This is a genomic window from Methylomonas rapida (assembly GCF_024360925.2).
GTDB lineage: Bacteria > Pseudomonadota > Gammaproteobacteria > Methylococcales > Methylomonadaceae > Methylomonas > Methylomonas rapida.
Map to the genome: position 1 here is coordinate 275,664 of NZ_CP113517.1, position 12,267 is coordinate 287,930.

Genomic DNA, 12,267 nt, shown 5'->3' on the forward strand with positions numbered 1-12,267 from the left:
CCTTTCAAAAAATCAACAAATGGGGGAAACGCGCGACACGATACCGCGATCAAATCAATCGACGGTCCACTGCACCAGGCCGCTATAGGACGTGGCAATCACGCCCAGGCCGAACAGAATGCGATACCAGGCGAAAATGATGAAATCGTGATGGCTGATATAACGCAGCAATCCTTTCACCGCGACCAGCGCGCTGACGAAGGCCGCCATCAAACCGACCGCGAACGAGGCGGCATCGCTGTCGAGATGCAATAAGTCGCGGTGTTTGTACAAATCGTACAAGCTGGCGACAATCAGCGTGGGTATGGCCAGGAAAAACGAGAATTCGGTCGCCGCCTTGCGCGACAAGCCGAACAACAGGCCGCCGATGATGGTCGAGCCGGAACGCGACGTGCCCGGAATCAGCGCAAAGGCTTGCGCGATACCGAGCTTCAGCGCATCCAGCATGCTCAGGTCCTCCACCTCATGCACGCGGACTTTATGCTCCCGCTTTTCCGCCCAGATGATCACCAGCGCGCCGACGATGAATGCCAGTGCCACTGGAATGGGTTTGAACAATAAGGCTTTCAAATGCTTGCCGAACAACAAGCCCAGCGATGCCAGCGGCATGAAGGCAATGGCCAGGTTCAGCACGAATTTTTGTGCCCGCGGCTCGCTGGTCAAGCCCGCCAGTACCGAGCCGATCTTGACGCGGTATTCCCAGCAAATCGCCAGGATGGCGCCAACCTGAATCACGATGGTGAACAGCTTGGCCTTTTCGTCGTTAAAGTCCAGCAGATCGCCCGCCAGAATCAAATGACCGGTACTGGAAACCGGCAAAAACTCGGTCAAACCTTCGACCACGCCCAAAATCAGGGATTTAATCAGTAGTTCAATGTCCATATCGGCATACTCCGCGCCGAATCGGCGTATAGAAAAAAATCAGCATATTGATCGGGTAGTTGCTATTTAGAAAGCAGTTGGGAATCAGCAGGGCCAAAACCATGCAAACGGGGCCGGATTATAGTCGAAATGCCAGCACTTACATAACTTTAGCCAGCAAGCCTAGACTGCGAATCACCAAGCCCCGGCAAAATTTTCCTCCAACGCAGCGCATAAATGTCGCCTGCCTACCCAGATGCGGCCACCCGGCGCCCTGGCCGTTCGATTGTTCTTACCACTGACGCCCAGAATCGACAGCGGATAACCCGATACGCCACATCCGGCATATCCCACAACCGGAATAGGTCATATCCCGTAATTCGCCGAAGCCGCACTGCACGCTTCGCTACCGGAAAACATTCCGTCCCGCTGTAGGCAATTGATGACATGGAGATGAGCAAGTGGCACAAATTTTGATTATTCAAAAAGTAACAGTATTACAACATTTGAATATTGTTAGGAGTGACTACGCATCGCAAGTCGGCAGGGTGATGAAAAATCCTTGCTGACCTGAATGCTTTCACTTATCGCCAACCTCGTTGCGAAACGAGGCTCGGAAAGTCACGGGTCTTGCCGACGATCAAGACAGCCGGATTGCCCTCATGTGATAGGAGGGGCGGCCCAGGCCGCGTATCACGGAATGCATTCACTACAACATAACGGACTAAATTTCATGCAAGTACATTTTCAATTGACAGCCATTGCGCTCTTACTGGGGGCAAGCGGTATCTCTCAGGCCGCCTTGACCACGACCAGCGGACCGATCAACTTCACTGGCTCTGCTTCGGTTACGGCCGCGCAGGATTATCCAAACGATCCCTATGCCAGCGGCCCGAAATCGCTAACCAATACCAACGACGGCGCAAGCGCGGCCACCGTGTCGGTAGCCCGGTTCAACGCCGCCATGGGGGTTTTGACCGGCGTCGATCTGCAACTGAACTCCAACCGCACGCAATCCATTTCCGGTTCCGGTTATAAGGGCAACGGTGAAGGCAAAACCGTGAGTGGAAGCGGCGCCAGTTCCGCCGCCCTGGTCGCAGCCGGCGCCCAGATCCCGTTGGCTCCCGCGATTTCCCTGGAGGGCGGCTCCTGCTCATTGGCGATGGGTAAAACCGGAAATATCTCATGCAACTGGGGGCCATCCACGTCAGAAGCCACCGCGACTCATGGCACTGCCAGCGTGGACAGCAGCAACCTGGACGCCTATGCGGGCACAGGCAGCGTCGACGCGACTTTGACGCTACCCAGTCTGTCGGCCACGGTCACCCAATCCAGTTATAAGGGCCAGGCCAGCGGCTCATCCGCGACGTATACCGTCGATTGGTCCGGTACCTTACAGGCCAGCTACAGCTACTTGCTGCACGCCTTGGCTTCTTTCGACACCGACGCCGAAACCACCAGCCTGACCCTGGATTTCGGCAATGTTGCGCAAAACAGCACCGCGTCCTTGAATTTTAGGTTGTTCAACCTGGCCAATGCCGACCGTATCGGCCTGGACCTGGATAGCGTCATCGCCAGCGGCGATGCCGGGGCATTCGATACCGGCCTGTCGGCATTTGCCGACCTGGCCCAGGGTGGCAGCCAAAGCTTCATCGCCAATTTGCTGACAGCCAACGCTGGCAGTTTCAGCGCGCAATACCTGCTGAACCTGTCCGATGCGGATTTCGGCGCGGGCAGCACGCGTCAAAACTATCAACTGACCCTGAATCTGATCGGCAACGTCACGGCGGTACCGCTACCTGGCGCTGTCTGGTTGTTCGGTAGCGCCTTGCTGGGCTTTGTTGGCATCGGCCGCCGTAAGCGTAGCCTCGCTTAAAAATCAATGCAGGGCGGAGCGGAACAGGAGGTTCGGCTCTCCCCTCTATTCGAGACCTGTCATGAAAACCCTAAAAATAATCATGCTGACATTGGCGACTTTGTTGCCAGTATCGGTCGTAGTCGCCGGGACCTTTGTCGCGCCGCCGGCATCCGGCGGCAACCCAGCATTTACCACGACGCATTTTTCCGGCTCGCAAAATTGCGCTCTTTGCCATAACGGCATCAAGGACAAAAACGGCGCCGATGTGTCTATCGTCACCGACTGGTCATCGAGCATGATGGCCAATTCGGCCCGCGATCCTTTCTGGCGCGCCAAGGTGCGCAGCGAAATCGCCAAGCATCCGCAACTGGAAGCGCTGATCAACGACAAATGCAGCAAATGCCATGCGCCGATGGCCAGTTACGAGGCCAAGAAAGACGGCTCGCTGGCCACGCAAACGCTTTTCGACGGCGGCATCCTGACTGCAGGGCATCCCAGGCATGACGCCGCGATGGACGGTGTAAGCTGCACCTTATGCCACCAAATTCCGAACTCAAGCACCTTGGGCACATTGCCGGCGATGTCTGGCAATTTCAACATCAATACCACCAAGACCATCTATGGCCCATTCGGCGGTCCCGGCGACACCGCGATTTTCGCCAATCCGATGATCAACAACACCGGCTACACACCGGTCTATAGCGCGCATATCAAGGAGTCCAAGCTTTGCGCATCCTGCCATAACCTGAAAACGCCTTACGTCGATGAAGACGGCAAGGTGTTGAGCACGACGCCGGAAAGCGAGTTTCCGGAACAAACGCCCTACATGGAGTGGGAGCACAGCAGCTACGTCAATCAGAAAAGTTGCCAAGGCTGCCATATGAGCCGAACCGACGGCGTGATCATCACCACCCGGCCGCCCTGGTACAGCGTGCAGCGCAACAACTTCGCGATTCATGACTTGGTGGGCGCGAACAAGTTGATGCTGGACATATTGAACAACAACAAAACCCAGCTCGGCGTGTTGTCCAACAACTTTGCCGAAACCATCGCCAAAACCGACACGATGCTGAAAAGTGCCGCCACGGTGAGCGTCATCGATCAGCAGTCAACCGCAGGCACGCTGGATTTCACGTTGCAAATCAATAGCACTACCGGCCACAAGCTGCCGAGCGCTTATCCGTCCAGACGCGCGCACTTACATGTCGTCGTACTGAATGAACAGAATCAGGCGGTGTGGGAATCCGGCAAGGTCAATGCCGACGGCAGCATAGAAGGTGTGGATGCCGACGAGCAAGAAGGCGTTTTCGAGCCGCATTACGACCTGATCACGTCACAGGATCAGGTACAAGTCTACGAAGCCATCATGGGCAATCACCTGGGCGAAGTGACTTATACCCTGCTGCGCGGCAAGGAATACCTGAAGGACAACCGCATCCTGCCGGCCGGCTTCAACAAGGCCAGCTCGCCAGCCGATGTGCGCGTGGTCGGCGAGGCTTTGGCGGACGGCAATTTCGTCGGCGGCAGCGATCAAATTCGTTATCGCATTGCCGACTTGCCGGCCGGGAACTACACGGTCAAGGCCGAACTGGTGTACCAGACCTTGTCGCATGCCTTCGCCCGGGATTTGTTCGAGGACACCGCCACGGCCGAAGTCGTCGACTTCAAGACCATGTTCGATGCCTCCAGCCAAAAATCCAGTGTGATCGCCAGTGCCGAGTTCAACGAAACAATCGCGGCGCCAGCGATCGATAGCGATGGCGACGGCGTGCCGGACAATCAAGACAACTGCACCTTGGTCGCGAACGCCAACCAACGCGACACCAATGGCGACGGTTACGGCAATCTCTGCGACCCCGATTTCAATCAGAACAAGGTGGTCGATCCGCTGGATCTCAACACGCTGAAAGCCAAACTGGGCCTGGTTTCACCCAACCACGACCTCAATGGCAACGGCATCGTCGATCCTATGGATTTGAATATTGCAAAAACCTATCTGGGTAAGCCGCCAGGGCCCGCCGGTTTGCTGCCTTGATCCATTGAAAGGCTAGCGCGACAAGGATGTTGCGTGAACCTGCAAGACATGAATCGTTACCCAATACCCAAAACATTGACTGGAGATTTAATATGCATAACCAAAACACTCGTCGTTTTTCCCTGTTCTGCGGCCTGCTGACGCTGCTTTTATTTGGCCCCCAGGCTTCGGCCTCGCTGACCAACGTGGTCAGGTTTAGTCAGGGCGACCATCTTGCCGTAGCGAGTGGCGAACTACTGACGATCGATCTGATCGGCGAAAATTTCACCTTGGCCCCCGATGGCGCGGCCTTCTCATTGCAGTGGGACCCTGGCGTGCTGAGTTATGTTTCCAGCGCGGTTGCCAATCCACCCTGGGAATCTTCATTCATCAATGAAGCACACGCGGCTTCGGGACTTATCGACTACGCCTTCATGAGCATCACCAACGGTAGCAATGCGGGTTCCGATTTCGGCATCGCCCGCTTTACCTTCAGCGTACTCGGCAATGCAGGCGATATAAGCGCATTGGCTCTGGGCAACGATGCCTATAGCATCGGCTTCCTAAAAGGCGTGACCGGACTCGATGTCAATTTTGTCAATAGCCAGGTACAAGTCGTGCCGTTACCAGCCGCTGCCTGGATGTTTGGCGCCGGCTTAGTCGGCATGGCAGGCTCGATGAAACGCCGTCGTCCGAAATAAGTCGTCGATTCGGCATGGACTCACGCAAACCCCGGCCAACCCGGGGTTTTTTGCTTTTTAATGCCTTCCACCCGCGCCAGCGATCGAGATTACGCCGCCTGGTGCGAATATCCGGGTAAAATTGCGATGACAACATGAACATAGTCCAGGCCAAGCTTTCGGCCTTTGTTTTATCCGACCCATATCGCCACGCTCATGACCGAATCCAAAAAAATCGATCCCGCCCGCATCAGAAGCTTCATTCGCCGCCAAGGCCGCGCCACCGTCGGCCAGAAACAGGCGCTGGACAGCCATTGGGATAAATATTGCCTGTCGCCGCAGGCCGATTTCGCTGCAGAAACGGCTTTTGGCCGCAAGGCGCCGTTGATCGTCGAGATCGGCTTCGGCAACGGCGACAGTCTGGCTGCGATGGCGGAAGCCAATCCGGATTTGAATTACCTCGGCATCGAAGTGCATCGTCCCGGCGTCGGCCATTTGATGATGTTGCTGGAACAGCGCGGCATCAGCAATGTGCGGATATACCATCACGACGCCATCGAGATACTGGAGCAAAAGATTCCGGAGCATAGCCTCGCCGGCGTGCATCTGTTTTTCCCCGACCCGTGGCACAAGCGCCGCCACCACAAGCGCCGCATCGTCCGCCCCAGTTTCCTGATGTTGCTGAACAAGAAATTGGCCCCCGGCGGTTATTTTCATGCCGCTACCGATTGGGCGGATTATGCCAAGGACATGCTGGCGACCTTATCCGCGGATGCCGGCCTGAAAAACACCAGTCCGACCGGCGATTATTGTCCTCGCCCGGATTATCGGCCGTTGACCAAATTCGAAAACCGCGGCCTCAAACTGGGCCATGGCGTTTGGGATTTGATTTTTAGCAAAATCTGATGCAAAGGCCGCCCCATGCCGGTTTCGCCCTGTGTGAGCAACGCTGAAAACCGGGCAATCGACATGCGGGACCAAGCTTGCCGAGACGACAAGCCAGACCAAGGGAGCAGCATGTCCGCGAAATCGAGTCCCGCCAGCTCAACCAGCATCCGCAACGATGACCCGGCCCTGCAACTTGTTGCGCATGACGACTGCTTGCGCCAGCATTTGCCGGAAACTTTGGGCCGGGGATACTCCAACCTCTTCAAGCTCGATCCCGAGTTGCATTGCATCGAGACCCATTACGCGCCCCGCCAGGATTTATCGATTTTGACGCGGACGGACAATCAAGAAACCAAGATGGTCGTGACGCTGGCTTTACAGGGCCATTCCCGGTTCAAGCCAAAGCATGGCGACAGTGTGGTTTTCAAGCAGGGCTACACGTCCATCACCACGTTTCGCGCCAGCGAAGGCACGCGGGACTATCAGGGCCAAAAAACGGTAAACCAGCTGCGCTTCGTCATGGGCAAAACCTGGCTGACGCGCCATTTTGGCGAACAGGCGGTGACCACATTGTTCGATCAGAACCTGATCCGCGTATTGAAACAGCTGCCGACATCGACACAAAGCATTGCAGCCGCGCGGGCCTTGCTAAGAAGCGATGTCGCCGACCTAGCCAAACCGTTATTCAGACAGGGGCTGGCCACGGCGATATTGGCGAGTGAACTGAGCGGCCTGTTGAGCGAGGACAGACCGGCGACGCGGTCTTTCGGCGCTAAGGAGCGCGCCATGGCGCATCATGCTCGCGACATCCTGCTCGCCGAATACCAAAATCCGCCCAGTGTGGAAGCCCTGTCCAGAAGGGTTGGCACCAACCAATTCAAACTCAAGCAATTGTTTCATCATTATTTCGACAGCACCCCTTACGGCTTATTGCTGGACATCCGCATGAAAGAGGCTCACCAGTTGCTGCAGTCCGGCCACTGTTCGGTCGGCATGGCCGCCGCCGCGGTGGGCTACAACCACGCCAGCAATTTCAGTGCGGCTTTCAGCAGATATTTCGGTTTTCCACCCAAACGCCTGGCCGGACAGGATTGAACATCCGCAAACCGCTAATCGGCCCAATCGGATTAGAATAGCGGGATTTAACCCAATCGGGCCCAGGCCCCAACAGGAATCCACGCTTGAACCCGCTTCGCCAACTCGTCTCCCAAACCGCGATTTACGGCCTCAGCAGCATCATCGGCCGCTTTCTGAATTATTTACTGGTTCCGCTCTACACCTACACGTTCAGCGCGGGCGAGTACGGCGTGGTCTCGGAGTTTTACGCCTATGCCGGCTTTTTTGCCGTTTTACTGGTGTTCGGGCTGGAGACCGGTTATTTCCGCTTCCGGCAAAAAGCGGAATACGACGCCGATGCGGTTTATCACAATGCCCAAAGCTTTCTGACCATCGCCAATCTGGCGTTCGTCGGCGCGATAGGGTACTGGCTTCAGCCCCTGGCAGACTGGCTGCGCTACCCCGATCACCCTGAATATCTGTTGTGGTTTGCCTGCATCCTGGCGCTGGACGCATTCACCGCGTTGCCGTTCGCCCGTTTGCGCGCCGAAAATCGCGCCTGGCGCTTTGCCGGCATCAAGATGACGGAAATATTCGTCACCATCGCGCTGAATCTGTTTTTTCTGCTGGCTTGTCCAAAGCTAGTCTCACTGTGGCCGGATGCGCCACTGGCCGAGCTGTACGATTCGAACATGGGCGTCGGTTACATCTTCATCGCCAATCTGGCGGCCAGCGTCTTTAAAAGCATGTTATTGCTGCCGCAACTCCGCGCCATTCCATTCAGGCTGGATTGGCGGATACTGGCACCGATCAACCGCTATTCGCTGCCGATGGTGGTCATCGGCTTTGCCGGCATGGTCAACGAAATGCTGGATCGGGCGATTTTGAAAATCATGCTGCCGTATGATTTGCAAACCAATCTGAAAATGCTGGGCATTTACGGCGCCTGCTACAAACTGTCGATTTTGATGAGTTTGTTCGTGCAGGCCTTTCGTTATGCTGGCGAACCCTTCTTCTTTTCCTACGCCGGCCGCGCCGACGCCAAACGCACCTATGCGCTAGTGATGCAATATTTCGTTATCGCCGGCGTGTTCATCTTTCTGCTAGTGACGCTGTATATCGACTTGTTCAAATATTTCATCGGCGAAGAATTTCGCGCCGGCCTGCCGGTGGTGCCCATCCTGCTGCTGGCCAACCTGCTGCTGGGAATTTATGTAAATCTGTCGGTTTGGTACAAACTCAGCGACCGCACGGGCCTGGGCGCCTGGGTATCGCTGGCCGGCGCCGCGCTGACCGTGGCCTTGAACATCTGGTGGATACCGCTGTGGGGCTATGTCGGCTCGGCCTGGGCGACATTCGCCTGTTATTTTTTCATGGTCTGCCTGTCCTGGCTGCTGGGGCAGCGTTTTTATCCGGTTGCCTATCCCCTGGGCAAACTTGCGGTCTACGTGGCGTTGGGCCTGACGCTGTATTTCGGCAACCGCCATTTGCTGGAAACCTACGCCTGGAATCCCTGGCTCAGCGGCAGCTTGGGCCTGGCGATTTATCTGGCCGTGGTGGCGGTGTTCGATCTGAGACCATTGTTGCGGCGGCGTTGATGGAAGGCGATTTGTCACTTTCTCCCGGCCGGAGAAGGGATTTATAAGCGGCAATCGCTACAACCCAGGTGTTATCATGGGACTCATCGATAAGCCAGTGAAACCTTTCCAATGATTGCAATTCTTGAAGCCGGGCGCGCGGGCTTATTGTCCAAGGCGCATTGGCTGAACAACCTGTTGGCCGGTGTGATCGTCGGCGTAGTGGCGCTGCCCCTGGCCATGGCCTTTGCGATAGCCTCCGGCGCCAAACCCGAACAAGGACTATACACGGCCATCGTGGCCGGCGGGCTGACATCATTGTTTGGCGGCAGCCGCGTGCAGATCGCGGGGCCAACCGGCGCCTTTATCGTGATTCTAGCCGGCATTACCGGCAAATACGGCATCGGCGGCTTGCAAATAGCCACCCTGATGGCCGGCATCATGTTGTTGCTGATGGGGCTTACCAAGTTGGGCGGCGTCATCAAATACATTCCCGATCCGGTCATCGTCGGCTTTACCAGCGGTATCGGGGTCATCATTTTTGTGGGCCAATGGAAAGACTTTTTGGGCTTGAGTCCCGCAGCCGGCGCCGAGCATTTTCATGAAAAATTTTGGGCGCTGGCACAGGCGTTTCCAGGGCTGCACGTTGAAACCACCTTGCTAGGCGGCTTGACCTTGGCGGTGTTGTGGATTTCCGGCCGGATTCTGAAACGCGTGCCCGCCCCGCTGGTCGCCATGCTGATTGCCACCTGCGCGCAGTGGCAATTGGAATGGGACGGCGTGGCCACGATAGGCAGCGCGTTTGGCGGTATTCCGCAGCAGTTGCCGCAATTCCGGCTGCCGGCAATCTCGGTATCCGAGGTGCTGCAATTAATCGGGCCGGCTTTTACGATTGCCTTGTTGGGCGCGATTGAGTCACTGCTGTCCGCCGTGGTCGCCGACAGCATGGCCGGCACCAAACATGACGCCAATCAGGAATTGATCGGTCAAGGGATTGCGAACATATGCTCCCCGCTGTTCGGCGGCTTTGCCTCTACCGGCGCGATTGCACGCACGGCGACCAATGTGCGCAATGGTGCCAACAGCCCGCTGGCGGGAATTGTGCATATCTTGACCTTGATCGGCATCGTCATGTTGCTGGCCCCTTATGCGTCGTTGATTCCGCTGAGCGCGTTGGCCGCCATCTTGTTTGTCGTGGCCTACAACATGAGCGAGTTGCACCGTTTCGGTCACATGCTCAGAACGGCGCCGAAGCCGGATGTGGCAGTGTTGCTGATTACCTTTTTGCTTACCGTATTCGGGGATTTGGTCATTGCCGTCAATATCGGCGTGATGCTGGCCTCGCTGCTATTCATGAAACGCATGTCGGAAGCCGTGGGCATAGAGCGACAAGCGCACGACGTCGTCAGGGAAGAACTCGATGACGCGGATTTTACCCTGCCGGCCAATACCGTGGTTTTTGCCATGGAAGGACCTTTCTTTTTTGGGGCGGCGGCAAGACTGGAATCCGCGCTGGAAGTGATTCATGGCCATGCTGAAATTCTGGTCTTGCGCCTGGAAAAAGTGCCTTTCATCGACGCAACCGGCCTGCAATCGCTGTGGGATTTGCTGGATAACTGCAAACGGCACAAAACCCGTCTGATCCTGTGCGGTGCAAGACCGAATGTCTTCGAAAAACTGCGCCGCGCCGGCCTAGTTGGTCAAGTCGGCAAGTCAAATGTGCTGGACCGCATACAACAGATCGCTCAGGATATGAGCAAAAAATAACGTCCATCTCAGAAGGGTGTCGTAAAAGTCCCTCTACTCGCGGGTTGGGGCGAGGAGGGTATTGAAGTAAGTATTTGATTTATTGCTCTCATCCTAACCTTCTCCCGGAGTAAGAAGGAACTGTTTTGGCTTTTACGACGCCCCAAAGGGCGATGGCACAAAATGTGGAAAGTTTCCCGGCTTGCTCGGCCTTTACCAAACCGCTCATTTCGAGGCGGGCCTGTCGCTCGGTTCGATGTGACAGGGTTCGGGCTTACCGTCCTTGAACGAGGCGGAAATACTGATAGGCTCGGTAAGTCCCTTGCTCAACATCAAGTAAGCCTGCTCATCGATGCAAATCTTGTGCAGTCTCCAGGTCTGAACCTGCCCTTGCAAATTGATCTGCTCCAGGGTTATCTCTTCCAATGACAAGGACCGTGCCTCGCCCGGCAGTGCGTTGGCGACACTGACCGCCAGCGTGATCAACACGCCAAGAATCAATTGCTTCATAAGGGAATTCTCCGATTGAGCCTGAATGCGCAAAACAAACCCGGAATACCATTACCGTGCCCGTCAATCCCGACATTGCGGGCCAATTGCCGAAATATAATCCGACTTTAAGCTTGCTTTAAGTAACCATAGTAGAGACTATGGTCGACGTTAATAAATTTGGCCCTTCATGAAAACCTCGCATACAGCAATTCAGCAAAAACCAACGAACGCCAAGACCGGCGGCAATTTGTACGTTACAACCGACGGCATCTTGCGATTCTGCATCATTGCACCCCTCCTCGAGCTCCCGCATGATTTCAAGGAATGGTATAAACCGAGCAATCCCGACGTTGCCAATGCTTACCCGCGGTTCGCGTATTGAAAAGCCGGGTGAATCTAGAAAAATCATTAGGTCCACGAAACACACGAAAATCACGAAAAGTGGCAAACAGTTACTATCCTAAAGAGCTGCTCCGAACAGGTGAATCGATAAGCGTTCATAACGTAATGATTTCTTTTGTGTATTTCGTGCTTTTCGTGGACTGCTGATATTTTTAGGGTGAACAAGGCCCCCACTGATTCCGGGGTACAGAAATCCAATACCCTTTGCAATGCCACCACGGCTGGCGGCGCAAGCTATCTCAAAACCCTGATCGAACCCAGCATTCCGGTCTCGACGGTCACGCTCAGACGAGTGATTTTGTCGATGCGAATCGCGTTTTTCGGCTGCGAAGGGTCGATGTTGAACTCATCGCCCTCGCGCACCATGAACGTACCGACGCCCGCCACTTCCAGCAAAGCGATGAAGTCACTGCCACTCTGATTCAGCAAGCCGCGCAATTTCATGCTGGGCACATGCATGCCGTCACCGGACGGCATGAAACCGTAAGCCCCGCCGCCATTGGCGGATTGCGCGCCCACGGACTCGTACATCAGCGTGCTCGGGGTAAACGGGTCGCGCCCCCGTTGCTGATTCAATTGAGGCGGCGCGCTAGCCTGGGAAGGCAATGGCGTTTCCGCCAAAGCTTGCGCCGAGCACAATGGCGCCACTGTCAAAACCCAACCACAAAGTCCAAAAAAACGTTTCACGACACC

At 55.8% G+C, this 12,267-nt stretch carries 10 protein-coding genes and 1 riboswitch; of the genes, 7 read left to right on the plus strand and 3 right to left on the minus strand.

What is annotated here, in order from left to right:
- Positions 1-54 precede the first annotated feature (54 nt).
- Positions 55-882 carry an undecaprenyl-diphosphate phosphatase gene (locus NM686_RS01270; protein WP_255190137.1) on the minus strand — a complete coding sequence of 276 codons (828 nt, stop codon included), beginning with the start codon at positions 880-882 and terminating at the stop codon, positions 55-57.
- 558 nt (positions 883-1,440) lie between these two features.
- Positions 1,441-1,523: riboswitch (cyclic di-GMP riboswitch) on the plus strand.
- A 71-nt stretch (positions 1,524-1,594) separates the two neighbouring features.
- Between NM686_RS01270 and NM686_RS01275 the strand changes: the two genes are divergently transcribed.
- The 7 genes from NM686_RS01275 (at position 1,595) to NM686_RS01305 (ending at position 10,701) form a co-directional block, all read left to right on the plus strand.
- The gene (locus tag NM686_RS01275; protein WP_255190138.1) at positions 1,595-2,737 is read left to right on the plus strand and encodes a choice-of-anchor E domain-containing protein; all 1,143 of its coding nucleotides are present in this window, start codon (positions 1,595-1,597) and stop codon (positions 2,735-2,737) included.
- Positions 2,738-2,798: 61 nt separating this feature from the next.
- A complete protein-coding gene (locus tag NM686_RS01280) occupies positions 2,799-4,754 on the plus strand; it encodes a thrombospondin type 3 repeat-containing protein (protein ID WP_255190139.1) in 1,956 nt (651 codons plus the stop codon).
- A gap of 92 nt (positions 4,755-4,846) precedes the next feature.
- Entirely contained in the window at positions 4,847-5,434 is a 588-nt protein-coding gene (locus tag NM686_RS01285) for a hypothetical protein (protein WP_255190140.1), read from the plus strand.
- Between the two features lie 195 nt (positions 5,435-5,629).
- Complete coding sequence (trmB, locus tag NM686_RS01290; protein WP_255190141.1) at positions 5,630-6,319, plus strand: tRNA (guanosine(46)-N7)-methyltransferase TrmB; 690 nt, start codon at positions 5,630-5,632, stop codon at positions 6,317-6,319.
- Positions 6,320-6,430: 111 nt separating this feature from the next.
- The gene (locus tag NM686_RS01295; protein ID WP_255190142.1) at positions 6,431-7,396 is read left to right on the plus strand and encodes a helix-turn-helix transcriptional regulator; all 966 of its coding nucleotides are present in this window, start codon (positions 6,431-6,433) and stop codon (positions 7,394-7,396) included.
- A gap of 86 nt (positions 7,397-7,482) precedes the next feature.
- Positions 7,483-8,955 carry a polysaccharide biosynthesis C-terminal domain-containing protein gene (locus NM686_RS01300; RefSeq protein ID WP_255190143.1) on the plus strand — a complete coding sequence of 491 codons (1,473 nt, stop codon included), beginning with the start codon at positions 7,483-7,485 and terminating at the stop codon, positions 8,953-8,955.
- Between the two features lie 111 nt (positions 8,956-9,066).
- The gene (locus NM686_RS01305) at positions 9,067-10,701 is read left to right on the plus strand and encodes a SulP family inorganic anion transporter (protein ID WP_255190144.1); all 1,635 of its coding nucleotides are present in this window, start codon (positions 9,067-9,069) and stop codon (positions 10,699-10,701) included.
- Between the two features lie 204 nt (positions 10,702-10,905).
- Here the strand turns inward: NM686_RS01305 and NM686_RS01310 are convergent, their stop codons facing one another.
- On the minus strand, positions 10,906-11,190 hold the full coding sequence (locus NM686_RS01310) for a hypothetical protein (protein ID WP_255190145.1): 285 nt from the start codon (positions 11,188-11,190) through the stop codon (positions 10,906-10,908).
- Positions 11,191-11,808: 618 nt separating this feature from the next.
- The gene (locus NM686_RS01315) at positions 11,809-12,261 is read right to left on the minus strand and encodes a hypothetical protein (protein ID WP_255190146.1); all 453 of its coding nucleotides are present in this window, start codon (positions 12,259-12,261) and stop codon (positions 11,809-11,811) included.
- Positions 12,262-12,267 lie beyond the last annotated feature (6 nt).